Raw genomic sequence first — 17,904 nt, 5'->3', positions numbered from 1 at the left:
GAGTTATACGTTCGGTCAGTTCCACTGTGCACAACCTAACAGTGACGATGGACAGCCCGCTGTGTTTCGATGGGCTTATGACCACCCGAGGAATTTACGTCAGCGCCATGGCCCCAGGCTCGGGCAAATCCCTCATCTCCCTCGGGTTGGCGAGCATGCTCCACAGCCATGCTGACCGCATCGGCTTCTTCCGGCCCATTTCCGAGTCCGACGGCGGCACCGATGATCCGATGGTGCTCCTGATGCGCCGTACGTTCGGGCTCAGCGAGGACACTGCCCGCAGCGGCATGACCCGCGCCGAAGCACGCGCGCTGCTGGTGTCCGGCAACCGCGAGGAAATCGACGCCCGCTGCGTTGCCGTATACAGCGAGATGAGCCAGTCCTGCGACGTGATCATCGTCGAAGGCACCGACCTGAGCGGCCAGGACGCCGCCGTCGAGTTCGACCTCAACGCCCGCCTGGCGAACAACCTTGGCGCCCTGGTGCTTGCAGTGGTCAGCGCGAAGGATATGACGGCGGCCGAAGCCGCTGACGCCGTCGACGTCGCCCGCCGGGAACTCGACGCAGCCCAGGTTTCGCTGCTTGCCATGATGGTGAACCGCGCAGCCGACGACGCCGTCGAGGACATCCGCGAACAGGTCCGTCCCGGCCGCTCGGGCAGGCCGGTGTACGTGATTCCTGAGCTCAGCGAGATCTCGCAGCCCACTATCGCGGAGGTGGCGGGCGCCCTCGACGCGCGGCACATCGCAGGCGGCTCCACGCTTGAGCGCGACGTGTCGGACGTTCGGGTGGCCGCGATGAACGTGGGTCACTTCCTTGAGCTGCTCACTGACGGCGCCCTCGTGATTGTGCCCGGTGACCGGGCGGACGTGCTGGTGGCGAGTGTGGCGTCGTCGTTCTCGCCGGAATTCCCCGTTCCGTCAGGGATGATCCTCACCGGCGGCCTGACCCCGGAACCGAACATCCTCGCCCTGCTTGCCCATGCTTCCTTCCCGGTCTTTGCGGTCGACGACGACACCTACACGGCTGCCAGGCGCGTCAGCGAGGTGCGGGGTGAGATTGCAACCGGACTGCGGCGGAAAGCAGCGGCGGCGCTCGGTGCGTGGTCGCGGCAGGTGGACGCCGTCGAGTTGCTCGAACGGCTTGAGCTGCCGCGCCCGGTGAAGATGACTCCGTTGCGCTTCCTCCATGAGCTGATCGAGAGGGCGCGTGCGGACCGCAAGCATATTGTGCTGCCCGAAGGGTTGGACGAGCGCATTCTGCGGGCCGCTGAGATCCTGCACCGCCGGGACGTCTGTGACCTTACGATCCTTGGGCCGGAATCCCGCGTGCGTGAGCTGGCAGCGGGCCAGGGCATCGACCTGACCGGGCTGGAGCTTATTGATCCGGCGAACTCGGACCTGCGTGAAGAGTACGCTGCTGTTTACGCGCGGCTGCGTGCACACAAGAATGTATCCCTCGAGGACGCGCGGGAAAAGATGCTGGAGGGTGCGTACTTCGGCACCATGATGGTTCAGCTCGGCCACGTTGACGGAATGGTCTCCGGCGCCGCCCACACCACGGCGAACACCATCCGGCCGGCTCTCGAATTCGTGAAAACCAAGGAGGGCGTCAAGATTGTGTCCTCGGTCTTCCTGATGCTTTTGAAGGATCGTGTGCTGGTCTACGGGGACTGCGCCGTGAATCCGGAACCCTCAGAGGAACAGCTGGCGGATATCGCAGTAGCTTCCTCCGAGACCGCCGCGCAGTTCGGTGTTGAGCCGAGGGTGGCGATGCTTTCCTACTCCACGGGGGTCTCCGGTCATGGCGGGGCGGTCGACGAGGTCCGCCGGGCGACCGAACTGGTCCGTGCGGCGCGCCCCGATCTCCCGGTGGAAGGTCCCATCCAGTACGACGCCGCGGTGGATGCCTCAATTGCGCAGTCGAAACTCCCCGACTCCACGGTTGCCGGCCAGGCGACTGTATTTATATTTCCCGATTTGAATACAGGAAATAACACCTACAAGGCGGTGCAACAATCCGCTGGGGCGGTTGCTGTAGGGCCGGTTCTTCAAGGACTGCGCAAGCCGGTAAATGATCTCTCCAGGGGCTGCACGGTCGAAGACATTGTGAATACTGTCGCGATTACCGCCGTCCAGGCACAGGGAATTCACGAGACTGCAGAGAAAGAGGCGCAATGATCATCCTCGTCGTCAACTCAGGGTCCTCATCCTTGAAGTACCAAGTCCGTGATTCGACATCGGATGACCGCCTGGCGGAAGGGATCGTGGAGCGGATCGGCGATACCGCCCATGGTGGGCCGGCCGATCATGCGGAGGCATTCGAGCGGGCGGCGAAGAGCGTCGACTGGGCTCTCGACGGGAAGCCGATTGACGCCGTCGGGCACCGCGTTGTTCACGGCGGGGAACGTTTCGGCGAACCGGTCCTTGTGGACAACGAAGTCATCGACGCCATCGAGCAGCTCAACCCACTGGCTCCACTGCATAATCCGGCCAATGTACAGGGCATCCGGGCGATCGCTGAGAGATGGCCTGAAGTGCCGCAGGTCGCCGTGTTCGACACCGCATTCCACAGAACGCTTCCCGAACAAGCCTGGCGATACGCTGTCCCTGAGGAGCTCTACAATAAATTCGGCATCAGGCGGTACGGCTTCCATGGGACGTCCGTCGAGTACGTGACCCGGAAGGCCGCCGGCCTGCTTGGCCTGCAGGCGAAGGACTTCACCGGCATCATCGCGCACCTCGGCAATGGCGCGTCGATCACTGCCGTACGGAACGGCCGCAGCGTTGACACCTCAATGGGTTTCACTCCGCTGGAGGGCCTGGTGATGGGGACAAGGTCCGGCGACATCGACCCGTCAATCCTGTTGTTCCTCCTCCGCGAGGGGTACTCCGAGAAGGACCTGGACCGTTTACTCAACCGCGAATCCGGGTTGCTCGGACTTTCCGGCCACAGTGACATGCGCGGGGTGGAAAACGAAGGCGGAACGCACAGCGAGACCGCACTCGACATCGCCGCCTACCGCCTCGCGAAGTACATCGGCGGGTACCACGTCGCTGTGGAGGGCGCGCAGGCGCTGGTCTTCACCGCCGGCGTCGGTGAGAACTCCTGGCGATTCCGCGAACGGGTGGTTAACAGGCTGGGGGCGCTCGGGGTTTTCCTCGAGGACGCCGAGAACCAGAAGCAAAGCAGGGCACCGCGTGAGATCAGCACCGAGGACTCGGCATTTCCCGTCCTCGTGGTGCCCACCGACGAAGAGGCGGCGATCGCCTCGGCGACCGCCGCCGTCGTCGGCTCCTGACTGGGCTCGCAGAGGACGGAGGTGCGGCTACCTACGCAGCTCCGAGCAGCCTCGCCACCGCCGCAGCGCCAGCGCCAGCGAGTACGACGACGAGGAACGGCGCCCGCAGCCACAGCGCCACCCCGGCCGCAACCAGTGCGGCCAAGCGCGCGTCAAGCGCCAGGGCCTGACCGGTCGAGAAGGTGTTCACCGCGGTCAGCGACGCCAGCAGTCCGATTGTGAGCGTCCCCGCAACGCGGGTCATCCGCGGATTCTCCATTACCTTCGCGGGGACCAGGTACCCAGCGAGCTTCGTGAGGTACGCAACCGCGCACGCGATGAGGATCCATAACCACAAGTTCACGTGCGCTCCCCCCGGGAGTAGGGTTCGACGTCGGGCTCCAGGCCTTCGCGCGCCGGACCATGGCTGAACCAGCCGACCAACCCTGCAACCGCCGCGGCAACGAGAATCGGAACGCCGGCCGGGACAAATGGAACCGCAAGCAGCGTCACCACGGCACAGACGACGGCGATGGCCGCCGGTTCGCGGGCCCTCAGCCGCGGCCACAACAACCCAAGGAACGCGGCGACCGCTGCGCCGTCGAGCCCCCACTGCGCAGGATCGCCGATCGCGTTGCCTACTACGGCGCCAACCAGCGTGAACAGGTTCCACAGGATATAAATCCCCACTCCGGCCACCCAGAACCCACGGCGTTGTTCCAGCGGATCGCTCTGCCCTGTAGCGGTGGCGGTGGACTCGTCGATCGTCACCTGCGCCGCCGCCAGTCGGAGCCACCCACGTGGGCGTACCAACGCGTTCAGCTGCATGGCATAAACGGCATTGCGTATTCCGAGCAGGGCCGCTGCGGACATCGCAGCCACCCCGCTTCCCCCGCCACCGATGACCCCAATGAAGGCGAACTGCGACCCACCGCTGAACAGCAGCAGGCTCAGTGCCATGGTCTGCCACACATCGAGCCCCGAGGCGACGGACAGCGCACCGAAGGAAACCCCGTACAGGCCGGTTGCGACGGCGATGGACGTCCCGACCCTGACCGCCGGCGACTTCGAAAACTTCACCGGCCAAGCGTATGCCCAACCGGCGGTCGAGTTCACAGCCCTTCACTTCAGCTCCGATCGCGGCAATACTGGAATTAGTCAGCATGCTTACCATGCGAGCCGACACGCGGCACAGCTCAACGTCGAAGGAATACACCATGAAGGCACTCACCTGGCAGGGCAAGCGGTCGGTCAGCGTGGACGAGGTTCCGGACCCGCACATTCAGGAACCCACCGATGCCATCGTCCGCATCACCTCGAGCGCCATTTGCGGCTCAGACCTCCACCTTTACGAGGTCCTCGGCCCCTACATGAACAAAGGGGACGTCCTCGGCCACGAACCCATGGGCATTGTCGAAGCCGTGGGCAGTAGCGTGACCAACCTCCAACCGGGCGACAGAGTGGTCATCCCCTTTAACATCGCCTGCGGCCACTGCTTTATGTGCAACAACGGCCTCCAGTCCCAGTGCGAAACAACGCAGATCTACGAGCAGGGCACGGGTGCCAGCATCTTCGGCTACTCCGAGCTGTACGGTTCGGTCCCGGGTGCACAGGCGGAGTACCTCCGCGTACCCCACGCCGACTACGGCCCGGTAAAGGTCGGTACTGAGCTCCCCGATCAGCGCTACCTCTTCCTCTCGGACATCCTCCCCACCGCCTGGCAGGCGGTGCAGTACGCTGCAGTGCCCGACGGCGGCACGCTGGCTGTGTTCGGGCTCGGACCGGTTGGGCAGTTCGCCAGCAGGATCGGCAAGTACCTCGGCCAGCGGGTAATCGCCGTCGAACCCGTCGCTGAACGCCGCGAGATGGCGCGCCGGCATGGCATCGAAACGATCGAATTCACCAAGCACGTCGGGGATGAACTCCGGGAACTGACCGATGGGCGCGGCCCTGACGCCGTCGTCGACGCGGTGGGCATGGAGGCACACCACTCTCCGCTGGGCGCCTTCGCGCAGAACGCCGTCGGGCTGTTGCCGGACGCGCTCGCCAAGAAGGCCATCGAAACAGCCGGTGTTGACCGGTTGACGGCGCTGCACGCGTCAATCGACGCCGTCCGCCGGGGTGGCACCGTGTCGCTGAGCGGCGTGTATGGCGGAATGGCGAGCCCGATGCCGCTGCTCACCATGTTCGACAAGCAGATCCAGACCCGCATGGGTCAGTGCAACGTGCGCCGCTGGACGGATGAGCTGCTGCCGATTGTGGAGGACCCCGCGGATCCCCTCGGCGTGATGGACCTGACGACACACGAGGTTCCGCTCTCGGAGGCACCGGAGGCGTACCGGATGTTCCAGAAGAAAGAGGATGGCTGCATCAAGGTGGTCCTCAAGCCGTAACCCGCGGGATCAAGTGGGTGAATCAGCCGACCGCGTGGATCGCGTCCGCCGCCCGCACCAGCGCAAGGTGGGAGAACGCCTGCGGGAAGTTGCCCGCCATCCGCTTGTGGCCGGCGTCGTACTCCTCCGAAAGCAAGCCCAGGCCGTTGGCATACCCCACCAGCTGGTCCATTAGGCGCTTCGCGTCCTTGAGCCGTCCGGTGTGCGCGTACTGCTCAACCAGCCAGAAGGAACACGCCAGGAAGGGGTGCTCCCCCGGCGCCAGCCCGTCGAGCCCGGATTCGGTGCGGTACCGCAGCAGTAGCCCGTGCTCGTCGAGGAGTTCCTCCTCCAGGCGGGCCACGGTTCCGAGCATCATCGGGTCGTCGTAGGCCACGAACCCCACCTGCGGCAACTGGAGCAGCGAGGCATCCACCCATGGGCTGCCATAGTGCTGGGTGAAGGAGTTCACCTCCCGGTCGAAGCCCTGTTCCATGATCTCCTCACGTAGTTCGTCACGGAGCTTCTCCCAACGGTCAGCTTCGCCATTGAGCCCGTGGTCGCGGACAGCCCGGACACCACGATCAAACGCGGCCCACATCATCACCCGCGAATGCGTGAAGTAGGCGGGCTCCCCCCTCATTTCCCAGATCCCGTGATCCTTAGCCGAGAAATGTTTCTCCATGAAGCCCAGCAACGAATGCTGCAACGGCCACGAGAATTTGTCCTCTTTCACCCCACGGTCACGCAGCTTCTCAAGGGCAACCATCACTTCGCCGACGACGTCGGCCTGGTACTGGTCCACCGCTCCGTTGCCGATGCGCACCGGAACCGAATCAGCGTAGCCGGGCAGGTGACCGAGCACCTTCTCGGGCAACTCCCGCTCGCCTGCAACGCTGTACATGATCTGCAGATCCTCCGGGTCACCGGCAACCGCACGCAACAGCCAGTTCCGCCAGGCGGAAGCCTCATCCTCATAACCGTGGGTCATCATGGCTTCGAGGGTGAGTGCGGCATCGCGGAGCCAGCAGAAGCGATAGTCCCAGTTCCGTTCCCCGCCGAATGCCTCGGGAAGGGACGTGGTGGGCGCGGCGACTATGCCGCCGGTGTCCTCGTGCGTCAGGGCCCGGAGCACCAGGAGCGAGCGCTTCACGATGTCGTCGTACTCCCCCTGCTTCTCGCAGCTGGCTGCCCAGCCCTGCCAGTAGTCGATGGTGGCCTTCAGGGAAGTGTTGAAATCCAGCGGCTCAGGCTGCGACCGGTGGGAGGGGTACCAAACCAGTTCCAGATCCACCGCTTCGCCTGCCGAGACGGTGAACTCTCCGGCGTGGCGGCGGTCCAACGCGTGCGGAAGATGGGCGCCGCGGAGCAGGAGGGCATCCGGTCCCGCCATGGCGAGAATGCCCTGCACGCCGTGTTCGTCGGTGCGCACCACCCACGGCAGCACCTCCCCGTACCCGAAGCGCACCACAAGTTCCTGGCGCATCGGCACCGCACCGCTGATCCCCTCAATGCGGCGGGCCAGTGAAGCCCGGCGGTCCTGGATGGGCATGAAGTCAGTGACCAGCACCTCGCCGGACTCAGTCCGCCAACGGGACTGGAGTACGAACGTGGAGTCGATGTACTTCCACTCCACAAGCTCAGCCGCACCGGCTTCATGCGCAGGAGCCAACGACCAGTGGCCGTGGCCCTCGTTGCCCAACAGCGCCGCAAAGACCGACGCGGAGTCGAAGCGCGGGTAGCAGAGCCAGTCCACGCTGCCCCCGCGGGAGATCAGGGCTCCCGTGTGTTGATCAGAAAGCAGGGCGTAATCTTCAATCGGCATAGCCATGCATTAACTCAATCACAGGCGGCGTCCGAGCGTTTACTGCGTAGACCCTCCCGCGCGCGCCTGGCGAAGCCTGGCCCGCACGCCCGCCGGCCTGTTGGTGGTGAGTTCCTGGGCGCCGAACGCGCGGAGGAAGTCGACGTCGTCGTCGTGGTCCACCGTCCAGATCCGCAGCCGCACGCCCTCATCAAGCCAGGCCTTCACCCGCTCAGGGTGCGCGCGGACGTACTCGAGGCTCGGCCCGGCGAGTCCGACGGCGCCACTTTCGACGATCCGCTCCCCCTCATGCAGGGCGCGTCGCAGGAGGTTCATCACCGCTGCGGCGGTAAGCGGGCCGAGCGTTTCGCGGACGTCCTCGGGGTGGACGTCGGCAACCAGCTGGCAGACGACGTCGGCCGGTACCTGTTCCAGGAGGTGGCGCACGGAATCCGGGTTGAAGCTCATGAAGGAGATGTGCAGGTTGGCGAGATTCGAAGTCTCAGGATCGTAGCCCTCACCCATCAGGAAGGCGATCAGCCGGTCCTCCAGCTTCAGGCCGAATGGGCTGGGATGCTTCAGTTCGATCGCGAGTTCCAGCTCCCGGCCCGCTTCGCGCAGCAGGTCCAGCAGCTCCCCCAGCGTAAGTAGCTGGTCCGCGATCCCTCCGTACTCAGGCGGGATGACGGCGCCCTTCCACGACGCAAAGTCCAGCTCTCGCAACTGCTGCAGAGTGTGGTCCGACACATCACCAGTCCCACTGGACGTCCTGTCCAGGGTGCTGTCGTGGATGCAGACCAGCTCTAGATCTTCGGTCAGGTGCACGTCGCATTCGATCCCGTCCGCGCCGTCGGCGAGCGCCTGCAGGAACGCTGCCCGCGTGTGTTCGGCGAACCGTTCACTGGCTCCACGGTGCGCAAACACCAACTGCTTCATGGTTCTCCTCCTGGCCTCAGTGCCTAGGCTAGCTGTATTGGGGCCGATGGTGCCCCGCCCGGCGCTGGCTGGTTAGATTGGACTCCATCCGAGGAAGCGGAGGATCCGTTGGGCATCCTGTTGACAGACACCGAGCGCGCGGCCGGCCTGCGCCGTATGAAGATTGTGGCCACCGGCCTGCTTGTGGTCATGGCGGTGATTTTCCTGGTCGCTTTCGCACTGCAGGATCAGTATCCGTGGCTGCAGTATGTGCGGGCCGCGGCCGAGGGCGGGATGGTCGGGGCGCTGGCTGACTGGTTCGCCGTGACCGCGCTGTTCAAGCACCCGATGGGGATCAAGATCCCGCACACCGCCATCATTCCCCGCAAGAAGGACCAGATCGGAACATCGCTGGGCCAGTTCGTGGAAGAGAACTTCCTCTCCGAAGCGGTGGTGCAGGAGAAGCTCACGTCCCTCGGTGTGGCGCAGCGCGCGGGGTCGTGGCTCGCGCGCCCGGAGGGTGCGGACCGCGTAGCCGTCGAGGGTGCGGCGCTGATTCGCGGCGCGTTCACCGTGCTCGACGACGACGCCGTGCAGTCCGTCATCGAATCCATGGTCCGCAAGCACCTCGTCGACCCACCCTGGGGCCCGCCGGTGGGACGCATGGCCGAGCGCATCTTCGAGGAGGGCCACCACCACCGCCTGGTGGATCTGCTCGTGGACCGTGCCGCGGAGTGGGTGGACGCCAATTACGACGTCGTTTCCCGCCTGGTGTCGCAACGTTCGCCCACCTGGGTTCCCCAGTTCCTTGACGGCATCGTGGGTGACAGGGTCTACGCGGAGGTGGCCAAGTTCGTGCGCGCGGTCCAGGCGGACCCCGAGCACGAGGTGCGCAAGTCTCTCGACAAGTACCTGAAGGATCTGGCTCAGGACCTGCAGCATGATCCGGCGGTGATCGCGAAGGCCGAGGAGATCAAGCTGAGCATCCTGGACGATCCCCGGGTACACGACGTCGCCGTCCGGACCTGGAGCACCATCAAGACCGCCCTCCTGGAGGCCGTCAATGATCCGGAGAGTGAGCTCACCCGCAACTTCAAGGCCGCTGTCCGGGACTTCGGCCGCCGCCTCACCGAGGACGGGGAGCTCGCCGGGAAGATCAACCGCTGGATTTCCGACGGCGCCGGGTACCTGGTGCGCACGTACCGCAGTGATATCGCAGCCATTATCTCCGAGACGGTCGGGCACTGGGACGCAGAGGAGACCTCCCGCAAGATCGAGTTGCAGGTGGGCAAGGACCTGCAGTTCATCCGTATCAACGGCACTGTTGTCGGTTCCCTGGCGGGCGTGGCGATCTTCGCCGTCGCGCACGCCATATTCGGGTAGCGCGCGCACCACTGCCCTCATCGAGTCAGCAGAAATAGCTGATTTCTCAGAAGTTTGTAGCTATTCTTGCTGAGTCAATGGGGCCTGTTGGCTCAGGAACCGCACCCGCTGCCCGGGCGCCGCCTGCGCCAGGACGGACAGGTCCGCCGAATGCACTACACCAATCACCGGGTAGCCGCCCGTCACCGGGTGGTCGTTGAGAAATACCACCGGCAGGCCCGACGGCGGCACCTGGATTGCGCCCGCGACCATACCTTCCGAGGGCAGTTCCCCAGTGCGGCTGCGCTCCAGCGGCGTCCCGTCGAGCCGCAGCCCAACCCGGTTGCTTTCAGCCGACACGGTCCACGGACCGGCGACGAGACGCTGCCAGGCGTCCGGAGCGAACCAGTCCGCCCGCGGCCCCTCCTGGATACGCACGGCGTGCGGACCGCCCGACGCGCGCCGGGACGGCAGTAACTCAGCGGGCTCCCTGGCTGAACCGATCCGCAGGACATCACCACGGCCGACCGGCCCTGGACCCAACCCGGAGAGCGTATCCGTGGACAGCGAGCCGAGAACCCGTTCCCCCTCAAAACCCCCGCGAACGCACACGTAGTAGCGCAGTCCGGCCTCGGCCCGGCTTACCCGCAACACGTCCCCCGCTTTCAGGTCCAGCGCGGTACCGGGCGGCCTGGGCTGCCCGTTGACCGTCACCTGCCCGCGCGCCCCGGTCACGACGACGACGGCGGGACCCTCCGCGCGCAGCTCCACAGGTCCGAGCAGCGCCTCGAGCGCCGCGGCATCAGGCGGGTTCCCAACCGCGCGGTTCCCCCTGGTGAATGCCTCACGGTCGAGCGCCCCCGATGGACTGACACCTAGGGAAGCGTGCCCGTGCCTCCCGGCGTCCTGAAGCAACGACAGTGGCCCGGGCTCGAGGACAGTAAGCGTCATAGCGCGTGGAACCTGACAGTGACTCCCGGGGTGATGAGGGCCGGCGGGTTCCCGGCTGCGTCCCAGAGCAAGACGTCGGTGCGGCCAATCAGCTGCCAACCGCCCGGAGACTCGCGCGGGTAGATACCGCTGAACTCGGCGGCCAATCCGACGGACCCTGCCGGAACTTTCGTGCGCGGCCGGGTTCGCCGGGGAACCTCAAGCCGGGAATGATCCGTGACCAAATAGGCGAACCCGGGCGCAAAGCCCGTAAACGCCGCCGACCAGACCGAGGAAGTGTGCAGCGCGATCACCTCGTCAGTTGAGATGCCCAGCTCCGACGCCACGCCGGCAAGATCAGGACCCGAGTAGTCCACGCCCACCGTGACCGTGGCACCATCCGGCGGGGCGTCGTCGTCGTCGTAATCTTCCTGCTGAAGCACCCACTCAAGGACCGCCTGCCTGGAGAGCTCGCGTGGCTCGAACGTGATGAGCACCGTGCGGGCAGCGGGGACGAGGTCGACGACGCCGGCGAGCGGCTGTAATTGGAGCGCACGGTAGAGGCTGAGTACGGCATTGATGCTCTCAAGCTCGGCAAGCACTGCACGGTCGCCGAAGGGACGGAGCTTCACACGAAGGGCCCGATTTCAACGCCTGCAGCCACGAGTTCCCGGCGTACCGCGGCAGCCATCCCGACGGCGCCCGGAGTATCGCCGTGCACGCACAGGGACGCTACCTGCAGCGGAATTTCTGAGCCCTCGCGGGCTGTCACAACGCCGTCGTTCACGATGCGAACGGCACGCTGCGCGACCACAGCGGCATCCTCAAGCACGGAGTCGGGTTCGCGGCGGGGGGTAAGTGTGCCGTCCGGCTCGTAGTTGCGGTCGGCGAAGGCCTCGCGCACCACAGGTTGTCCGGCCTCTTCCGCAAGCTGCAGGACGGCTGAGCCAGGAAGGCCGAGGATGGGCAGGGCGGGGCTGAAGGAGCGAACGGCGTCGAGCACGGCGGCGGCCTGCGCGCGGTCGTGGACGATCCGGTTATAGAGGGCGCCGTGTGGCTTCACGTACTGCACGGCCCCACCAACCAGCCGCGCAATCCCGTCAAGTGCGGCGATCTGGTACAGAATGTCGGCGGTCAGCTCAGCGGGGGCGATGTCCATGTAGCGGCGCCCGAATCCGGCGAGGTCCCGGTACGCCACGTGCGCTCCGATCACCACGCCATGCGCAACGGCGGACCTGCAGCTCGCGAGCATGGTGGCCGGGTCACCGGCGTGGAAACCGCAGGCGATGTTGGCGCTGCTGACCAGGGCGAACATGGCGTCATCGTCGCCCATCTTCCAGGCGCCGAAGGCCTCCCCAAGGTCCGCGTTAAGGTCGATCTGCACCGGAGTTGTCCCCACCGTAGAGCTCGGTGTCTTCGGCTGGCGCCACGTACTTGAGCCTCTCCAGTTCATTCAATAGCTCACCTGGAATGACGTTGGGAGGCGGCCCGAAAGCATCCCTCGTGGCCTTGACGACAGTGCGGCCCATCATGTGGTTGCCTGCACCGCCAACTGCAGCGCCGACGCCGAACGGCAGCGCCCTGCCAAGAAGGGCGCCTCCCTGCCGGGCAATCATGCGTTTGATGAACCGTTTGCGGATGCTCGCTCCGATGGTGCGCACCGCAGAGGAGGACATCGATCCGCCAACCACATTGCCCCAGTGACGCGTCACTCCACCCGCGGAATTGCCGATGGTGGCCTGGATCAGTGCTGAGCCTTCCTCACCCATCAGGATGGCCATGACCATGGTGCGGGTGCGCTCAGGATCCTCGGTGGTGATGCCGTGCAGCTCCGCAACCGACTGCGCATACAGCGCGGTCGCTTCGAGGAACCCGATGGTTGCGGCCGCGGACAGGCCCAGCGACACGGCTGTTCCGATTGCGGGTACGACGGCGGTGCCTCCGACGGCAGCGCCCGCGGTGGTGATTGTTACCAGGTAGTCGCGTTCAAGTTTGGCGGCGAGTTCAGCGGCCGTGGCCTCGGGGTGACGTTTGCGCAGCCTTCGAAGGTTTGCCAGGACGAGCGGCCGCTGGACGTCTATTGCGCGTTCTATTGCGCGCTGGACCCCGGGCTTAGGCCGGCCGTCACTGTCGAAGACAGCTCCGCTGGCCACTTTTGCAGCTGGATTGAACCGTGCCATTGTGCGCAGATCCTTCCGTCGGTTCTCTTTCCCCTAGCGTAGTGGGCGCGCCCGCAGGTCGCGCGGTAGTCCCGCAAACGCAAAGCGCCCCGCCGGATGGGGGACCGGCGGGGCGCAATTATTGTTAAGCGTTTAGGCGTGCGAGCGGTTCTTGGTGAGTGCACCATAAACCAGCAGTACGATGATCGAGCCACCAATGGCGAGGACCCAGGTCCAGATCGAACCGAGGTCGAAGAGGTTCGGTTTTCCACTGATCAGGCCGCCGATGAGCGCACCTAGCAGAGCACCGACAACGCCGAGGACGAGCGTAATGAGCCATCCGCCGCCCTGCTTTCCCGGGAGGATGAGCTTGGCAATAGCGCCGGCGACAAGGCCGAGGATGAGGAAGAGAATAATTTCCATGACTGACTCCTAAATTTGAGCGTCTGTTCATGCTTCTTGTTTACGGAATTTACTGTGCACCGAAGTGCAACTGCAAACCACCTTACTTCATCAGCTAGCTTACTATCACTTTTCGGCATTGCAAGTGAGTCCATTAAACTACCGGTCGAAGGTTTTACAACCCTTTAGCGCGAAGTTTCACTGGACCGCAACCTGACAGGGGCAAACGCACGCTGCATCTTTTACCGGGTTGTTCCGCGTTACTGATGGCGATGCCGGTATGCTGAAAGCACAGCGCGATATACGCAGCTCAATCGGCAGAGCAGGTAACAATTCCTGATGCCAGAAAAATCAAGGAGTAGTTGGCATGAGAATCGGTTCCTCCATCGTCCTTATTGCACTCGGTGCAATTCTTGCCTTCGCCGTTGCGGACAACCTGACGAACTTTATTGACCTCACCCTGGTGGGTTACATCCTGATGGGCGTCGGCGTGCTCGGACTCATCATTTCCCTCCTGATGAATGCACCCCGCAGCCAGAAGCGCGTCTCCGAGTCCCGTACCGTCCAGGACCCAAACACCGGGGAGCAAATCACCCGCAACGAAACCCGCGACGGCGGCATCTAAGTACCTCTGTCACAAGACACCCGTCGCGTAAGGCATCCGCATCATTCACGCACAGAAGCCACCCGCACCCTACCAGGGCCGGGTGGCTTCCGGGTTAACGCCTATTCCTGCTCCCGGCACGCAAGCTATCGGCAAGGTGGCTATCTTTGTTAGAGCCGGTTGCCACGCAGTGCCGCACCTGAGGAGGTGAAGCAGTGAGTACTTTCAGTGGAGTAGGGGTGAGCCCGGGGCGCGTCATCGGGCCAGTCCGGCAGATGCCCAAACCCGTACCGGAGCCGCCGATGGGCGAGAAATGGTCCGGAACAACGGTGGACCGTGAAACAGCCCGCCTGAAGGCCGCCGCCAAGCGCGTGCAGGCTGAGCTTCGTGAGCGGGCGGGGTCCGCTGGAGGGGACGCGAAGGCCGTGCTTGAAGCAACTTCCATGATGGCCGCAGACCCAATGCTGCTGAAGTCCGCGAACACCCTCGTGGTTGCCGGGATCTCGGCCGAGCGCTCCATCTGGGAGGCTGGGGCGCAGGTGGCCGACATGCTCCGCGGGCTCGGGGGCTACATGGCCGAGCGCACCCAGGATGTACTCGACGTTCGCTCCCGCATTGTTGCGGAGCTCCGCGGCTTGCCCGCCCCCGGCATCCCGATCTCGGACCACCCCTTCATCCTCGCCGCAGTTGACCTCGCACCCGCTGACACAGCCACCCTCAACCCCGAGCGCGTTCTCGCATTGATCACCAGCTCGGGCGGACCACAGTCCCACACCGCCATCCTCGCGCGGGCGCTGGGCCTTCCAGCGGTCGTCGCTGCAGCAGGGGTGGACACGATCGACGACGACACTCAGGTCTTCGTCGACGGCGCCGCTGGTTCCGTCCTCACGGAGCCCGGTGATCTGCAACGCACGACCGCAGCGATCTGGGCGGAGCAGTCACGCTCACTGGGCTCATACGGCGGAACCTGCACGACGACGGACGGCCACCGGGTGCCCCTGCTCGCGAACGTCGGTTCGGGCGCCGATGCCCGCGCGGCGGCGGAAGCCGGGGCAGAGGGCGTGGGTTTGCTCCGCACAGAGTTCTGTTTCCTGAACCGCGACACCGAACCGACTGTTGCCGAGCAAGCTGCAGCCTACCGCGAGGTGATCGACGCCTTCCCCAACGGCAGGGTGGTGATACGAACGCTTGACGCCGGCGCCGACAAACCCCTTCCCTTCCTGACCGACGCAAGCGAGCCCAACCCGGCTCTCGGCGTGCGCGGTTACCGCACGGAGTCCGCGACACCGGGTGTCCTAGACCGGCAACTCGAGGCAGTCGCTGCGGCTACCGCAGGTGCTGCGACGGAGGTGTGGGTCATGGCACCGATGATCGCTACCGCACAGGAGGCGCAGCGCTTCGCGCACTCCTGCAACGCTGCAGGTTTACAGGTTCCGGGCGTGATGGTCGAGGTTCCCTCTGCGGCACTGACCGCCGAGCACATTCTCGGGGAGGTCAGCTTCGCTTCGATCGGCACCAATGACCTCACCCAGTACGTCATGGCGGCTGACCGCCAGCTTGGGCCACTCGCCGCACTGAATGATCCGTGGCAGCCGGCGGTCCTTCACCTCATCAAGCACACGGTCACTGGTGCCGCCCGCGCGCACGGTAGCTGCGGCAGCAGCAGCACCGAAGCCCAAGACGGAGGCCAGACCCAAGGCCATGCTGGAGGCGACGGCAACCTCCGCAAGTCCATTGGCGTCTGCGGGGAGGCTGCCGCGGACCCTGCCCTCGCCGTCGTTCTGGTGGGCCTCGGCGTGGACACGCTGTCGATGAGCCCACGCGCCCTCGCGGGTGTGGCCGCGGTGCTCGCATCTGTGTCGCTGGAGGAAGCCACGGACTTGGCAGCGCGAGCGCTCAGCGCAGCCAATGCCCTGGAGGCCCGTGCCACGGTTCGTTCCAAGCTGCCGATTCTCGCGACCCTGGGCCTCTGAAGCCCGCACCCCTTGCCCCACTTTCCGGGTTAAAAAAATAGGTGCGTCCACCCGTTCTAATGGACGCACCTATCGCTGTGTAACCCGTTGACCCCCCACGGACACCGGGAGTTACATAATCATTATTTTTGCACAGCAGGATGAAAACGTGAACAGTTTCGCGGATTTTCTCCCATAAATCATCCGAAAGGACTAACGGTTGCTAGCTCGACTAAGTATTTCTCCGGCCCTGCGCCAGAAAGCTGCGTGGGCGCTTCCCTGAGCGCCGGCGGGACAACCAGATCATCGTCAGGCCTGTGGTGACCAGGACAATCGAACCGAAAGCGAGCACCGAGCCAATGATGCCGAGATTGACGGGAACGAGGTTCAGGACGCCGAACAGCAGCACCATCAGGAAGCCGGTGAACAGGAGGGCCGAGGCCAGGCGGTGCAACGGCCGGCTGGTGCGGTTCCGCGCTTCACCCAAAGCTGGCACCAGAAGGCAGGCTGCCACGTACGCCGGGTACAGGCGGCCCACCTGGTGGTAGCAGGCGATTGCCACCTGATCCGAATAGGCGCCCATCCCCGTGGAACTGGTTGGGTGGTCGCTCAACACGAACAGCACGACGGTCGCGGCGACGGCCAGCGCCAGGGCGGTGATTCCCACCGCACCACCGATCACCCTTCGGGCACGCTGGGACCTGAAGGCTGCAGCACAGCGCACGCCAAGCAGAAACACGATGGCGTAGATAATCAGCCTGATGATCAGGTTGGCAACGTTGACTCCACCGAGTAGTCCGTCAACGAAGAGGTAGATCGGGTCGATGCTCAGCGACACCGCGATCGCGAAGAGAACCAGCACCGCGAACACGCTGCGCCCACGGCCACGCAGGGCGTCCGGCAGCCTGACGGCGGCGAAGGCGATGCACAAAGCAAGCGCAAACCATTGAATTGTCGTTCCGTCATTCATCCGAGGTTCTCCCACAGTGCCTGGTCATGTGAGCTGTCCTGTTCCCGCTTGCGCAACTGCTTGCCCGTACCGTCGAGCCAGTCCCGTGCGAGCAGGAGGAGATCGGAATCGGGGAGCTGGCTGAGCGCTTTCTCACGGCCGCCCTCTACCCAGCCGCCTTCGGCAGGGGTCAGCAAACTTGTCACCACCAGGCCGTTAGTGAGCTTTACCCCGCTGACCCGCGCTGCCTCGACACACAGATGCGTACTGAGCCGACCGGCGCTCAGTTGGGCCGAGAGATTCTGTGGGGCGATCCCGGTTCTCGCAGCGAGGGTCTGCCGGAGGTCGCCTGGGTCTATCGCGTCGAACCAGGCCCGGACCGAGTTGCGGTGTGGCATAGGCGCGAGCCGGAAACTCAGTGGGTCGCCGATACTGTCAGTCTCTTCGCTCCGGCCGACGATGAGGCGCAGCAGGTCCAACGGCGACACCTGGCTGAGGTACTCGGCGTCTTTCGGTTGCCGGGAGTCGGCGAGGTCGCGGTAGTCATCGAACTCGCTGAGGGCACCAACAGGGTCAACACCATAGGCCCGCGAAATACGGACGACGGTTTCCAATGAAACCTTCCCGCGCACCAGTTGCTGCGCGAGGGTGGAGCGTTTGATATCCGACTGCCGGCAGAGCTCGGACACCGTCGCAACAGGATCAATGCGGGCCCGCCACAACTGAAACGCCTTAGCCGTGACCGCCATGCTCACCTTTCAATTGGACTTCCGACCCCCAGTGTGAAGTATAGTTAAAAGCGCTGGCTCCCCATTCTGCGATTCCCCCATACGCAGAACGCGGAGCCAGCTTCAATTTAACTTCTCTTTACGGACTACCAGCGCACCTTCTTCTCGCGCTTACCCTGCTTGTTGCTGGGGTTGACGTTCTTTCCCCTGGGCCCGGTGCTGTGGGCACTGTCGAGATCCCCAAACGCAGGGTTCTTCTTTGCCAATGCCTCACGGGCGCGGGGGTCATCCGCAAGCTTCTTCGCTGCTTCTTCGGCAACGTGCACTTTCATCGGCTCTTGCTTGTCCTGCTGGGTCATGGCTCTCCTTCTTTGTTCTGAACTTGATGCGGCGAACTGTTGTGTCCGGGACCGTGCCTACGGTGAAGACTCCAGGTTGCCCACCTAC

General features: G+C 64.6%; 18 protein-coding genes. 6 read left to right on the top strand and 12 right to left on the bottom strand.

Going from position 1 to position 17,904, the window contains the following annotated elements:
* The first annotated feature begins 77 nt into the window (after nucleotides 1–77).
* Nucleotides 78–2,180, top strand: a complete 2,103-nt coding sequence (pta, locus tag ACWA1U_RS05090; RefSeq protein ID WP_463724260.1) for a phosphate acetyltransferase — start codon at nucleotides 78–80, stop codon at nucleotides 2,178–2,180.
* Nucleotides 2,177–3,301 (top strand): acetate/propionate family kinase, encoded by a 1,125-nt coding sequence (locus ACWA1U_RS05085; protein WP_463724259.1) that lies wholly within the window; start codon nucleotides 2,177–2,179, stop codon nucleotides 3,299–3,301. The genes pta and ACWA1U_RS05085 overlap by 4 nt, the downstream gene beginning before the upstream one ends.
* 31 nt (nucleotides 3,302–3,332) lie before the next feature.
* Here the strand turns inward: ACWA1U_RS05085 and ACWA1U_RS05080 are convergent, their stop codons facing one another.
* Together ACWA1U_RS05080 and ACWA1U_RS05075 are read right to left on the bottom strand one after the other, a co-directional pair.
* On the bottom strand, nucleotides 3,333–3,644 hold the full coding sequence (locus ACWA1U_RS05080; RefSeq protein ID WP_463724258.1) for an AzlD domain-containing protein: 312 nt from the start codon (nucleotides 3,642–3,644) through the stop codon (nucleotides 3,333–3,335).
* Entirely contained in the window at nucleotides 3,641–4,360 is a 720-nt protein-coding gene (locus ACWA1U_RS05075; RefSeq protein ID WP_463724257.1) for an AzlC family ABC transporter permease, read from the bottom strand. Before ACWA1U_RS05075 ends, ACWA1U_RS05080 begins: the two co-directional genes overlap by 4 nt.
* Before the next feature lie 137 nt (nucleotides 4,361–4,497).
* Between ACWA1U_RS05075 and ACWA1U_RS05070 the strand changes: the two genes are divergently transcribed.
* On the top strand, nucleotides 4,498–5,673 hold the full coding sequence (locus tag ACWA1U_RS05070; RefSeq protein WP_463724256.1) for a zinc-dependent alcohol dehydrogenase: 1,176 nt from the start codon (nucleotides 4,498–4,500) through the stop codon (nucleotides 5,671–5,673).
* A 22-nt stretch (nucleotides 5,674–5,695) separates the two neighbouring features.
* Here ACWA1U_RS05070 and ACWA1U_RS05065 read toward each other — a convergent pair whose 3' ends face one another.
* Together ACWA1U_RS05065 and ACWA1U_RS05060 are read right to left on the bottom strand one after the other, a co-directional pair.
* A complete protein-coding gene (locus tag ACWA1U_RS05065) occupies nucleotides 5,696–7,483 on the bottom strand; it encodes a glycoside hydrolase family 15 protein (protein ID WP_463724255.1) in 1,788 nt (595 codons plus the stop codon).
* A 33-nt stretch (nucleotides 7,484–7,516) separates the two neighbouring features.
* A complete protein-coding gene (locus ACWA1U_RS05060) occupies nucleotides 7,517–8,392 on the bottom strand; it encodes a glycerophosphodiester phosphodiesterase family protein (RefSeq protein ID WP_463724254.1) in 876 nt (291 codons plus the stop codon).
* Nucleotides 8,393–8,548: 156 nt separating this feature from the next.
* Between ACWA1U_RS05060 and ACWA1U_RS05055 the strand changes: the two genes are divergently transcribed.
* Nucleotides 8,549–9,754 (top strand): DUF445 domain-containing protein, encoded by a 1,206-nt coding sequence (locus tag ACWA1U_RS05055; RefSeq protein WP_463724949.1) that lies wholly within the window; start codon nucleotides 8,549–8,551, stop codon nucleotides 9,752–9,754.
* A gap of 60 nt (nucleotides 9,755–9,814) precedes the next feature.
* Here the strand turns inward: ACWA1U_RS05055 and ACWA1U_RS05050 are convergent, their stop codons facing one another.
* The 5 genes from ACWA1U_RS05050 to ACWA1U_RS05030 form a co-directional block, all read right to left on the bottom strand.
* Nucleotides 9,815–10,684, bottom strand: coding sequence for a 5-oxoprolinase subunit C family protein (locus tag ACWA1U_RS05050; RefSeq protein WP_463724253.1), 870 nt, complete (start codon nucleotides 10,682–10,684; stop codon nucleotides 9,815–9,817).
* Complete coding sequence (locus ACWA1U_RS05045; RefSeq protein WP_463724252.1) at nucleotides 10,681–11,295, bottom strand: 5-oxoprolinase subunit B family protein; 615 nt, start codon at nucleotides 11,293–11,295, stop codon at nucleotides 10,681–10,683. Before ACWA1U_RS05045 ends, ACWA1U_RS05050 begins: the two co-directional genes overlap by 4 nt.
* A complete protein-coding gene (locus ACWA1U_RS05040) occupies nucleotides 11,292–11,996 on the bottom strand; it encodes a LamB/YcsF family protein (RefSeq protein ID WP_463724948.1) in 705 nt (234 codons plus the stop codon). Before ACWA1U_RS05040 ends, ACWA1U_RS05045 begins: the two co-directional genes overlap by 4 nt.
* A 34-nt stretch (nucleotides 11,997–12,030) precedes the next feature.
* Nucleotides 12,031–12,843: a hypothetical protein gene (locus ACWA1U_RS05035; protein ID WP_463724251.1), complete on the bottom strand. Its 813-nt coding sequence runs from the start codon at nucleotides 12,841–12,843 to the stop codon at nucleotides 12,031–12,033.
* Nucleotides 12,844–12,975: 132 nt separating this feature from the next.
* A complete protein-coding gene (locus ACWA1U_RS05030; protein WP_463724250.1) occupies nucleotides 12,976–13,245 on the bottom strand; it encodes a GlsB/YeaQ/YmgE family stress response membrane protein in 270 nt (89 codons plus the stop codon).
* 346 nt (nucleotides 13,246–13,591) lie between these two features.
* Between ACWA1U_RS05030 and ACWA1U_RS05025 the strand changes: the two genes are divergently transcribed.
* Both ACWA1U_RS05025 and ACWA1U_RS05020 read left to right on the top strand, forming a co-directional pair.
* A complete protein-coding gene (locus ACWA1U_RS05025) occupies nucleotides 13,592–13,849 on the top strand; it encodes a DUF6458 family protein (protein ID WP_463724249.1) in 258 nt (85 codons plus the stop codon).
* 194 nt (nucleotides 13,850–14,043) lie between these two features.
* Nucleotides 14,044–15,801: a phosphoenolpyruvate--protein phosphotransferase gene (locus ACWA1U_RS05020; protein ID WP_463724248.1), complete on the top strand. Its 1,758-nt coding sequence runs from the start codon at nucleotides 14,044–14,046 to the stop codon at nucleotides 15,799–15,801.
* Between the two features lie 211 nt (nucleotides 15,802–16,012).
* On the opposite strand, the gene ACWA1U_RS05015 is transcribed toward ACWA1U_RS05020, so the two are convergent.
* From ACWA1U_RS05015 to ACWA1U_RS05005, 3 genes are all read right to left on the bottom strand, one after another.
* Nucleotides 16,013–16,750, bottom strand: coding sequence for a hypothetical protein (locus ACWA1U_RS05015; RefSeq protein ID WP_463724247.1), 738 nt, complete (start codon nucleotides 16,748–16,750; stop codon nucleotides 16,013–16,015).
* Nucleotides 16,747–17,478 (bottom strand): helix-turn-helix domain-containing protein, encoded by a 732-nt coding sequence (locus ACWA1U_RS05010; RefSeq protein ID WP_463724246.1) that lies wholly within the window; start codon nucleotides 17,476–17,478, stop codon nucleotides 16,747–16,749. The genes ACWA1U_RS05015 and ACWA1U_RS05010 overlap by 4 nt, the downstream gene beginning before the upstream one ends.
* A gap of 125 nt (nucleotides 17,479–17,603) precedes the next feature.
* A complete protein-coding gene (locus ACWA1U_RS05005; RefSeq protein WP_463724245.1) occupies nucleotides 17,604–17,816 on the bottom strand; it encodes a hypothetical protein in 213 nt (70 codons plus the stop codon).
* Nucleotides 17,817–17,904 lie beyond the last annotated feature (88 nt).

Source organism: Arthrobacter sp. TRD_SC_6 (assembly GCF_055361185.1).
This window is presented reverse-complemented; position numbering and strand designations above follow the sequence as displayed.

Coding starts and splice junctions, on each gene's coding strand:
- ACWA1U_RS05035 (WP_463724251.1), bottom strand. CDS start 12,843: ATGGCACGGTTCAATCCAGCTGCAAAAGTGGCCAGCGGAGCTGTCTTC.
- pta (WP_463724260.1), top strand. CDS start 78: ATGACCACCCGAGGAATTTACGTCAGCGCCATGGCCCCAGGCTCGGGC.
- ACWA1U_RS05065 (WP_463724255.1), bottom strand. CDS start 7,483: ATGGCTATGCCGATTGAAGATTACGCCCTGCTTTCTGATCAACACACG.
- ACWA1U_RS05030 (WP_463724250.1), bottom strand. CDS start 13,245: ATGGAAATTATTCTCTTCCTCATCCTCGGCCTTGTCGCCGGCGCTATT.
- ACWA1U_RS05055 (WP_463724949.1), top strand. CDS start 8,549: ATGAAGATTGTGGCCACCGGCCTGCTTGTGGTCATGGCGGTGATTTTC.
- ACWA1U_RS05050 (WP_463724253.1), bottom strand. CDS start 10,684: ATGACGCTTACTGTCCTCGAGCCCGGGCCACTGTCGTTGCTTCAGGAC.
- ACWA1U_RS05040 (WP_463724948.1), bottom strand. CDS start 11,996: ATGGGCGACGATGACGCCATGTTCGCCCTGGTCAGCAGCGCCAACATC.
- ACWA1U_RS05060 (WP_463724254.1), bottom strand. CDS start 8,392: ATGAAGCAGTTGGTGTTTGCGCACCGTGGAGCCAGTGAACGGTTCGCC.
- ACWA1U_RS05025 (WP_463724249.1), top strand. CDS start 13,592: ATGAGAATCGGTTCCTCCATCGTCCTTATTGCACTCGGTGCAATTCTT.
- ACWA1U_RS05010 (WP_463724246.1), bottom strand. CDS start 17,478: ATGGCGGTCACGGCTAAGGCGTTTCAGTTGTGGCGGGCCCGCATTGAT.
- ACWA1U_RS05085 (WP_463724259.1), top strand. CDS start 2,177: ATGATCATCCTCGTCGTCAACTCAGGGTCCTCATCCTTGAAGTACCAA.
- ACWA1U_RS05015 (WP_463724247.1), bottom strand. CDS start 16,750: ATGAATGACGGAACGACAATTCAATGGTTTGCGCTTGCTTTGTGCATC.
- ACWA1U_RS05070 (WP_463724256.1), top strand. CDS start 4,498: ATGAAGGCACTCACCTGGCAGGGCAAGCGGTCGGTCAGCGTGGACGAG.
- ACWA1U_RS05005 (WP_463724245.1), bottom strand. CDS start 17,816: ATGACCCAGCAGGACAAGCAAGAGCCGATGAAAGTGCACGTTGCCGAA.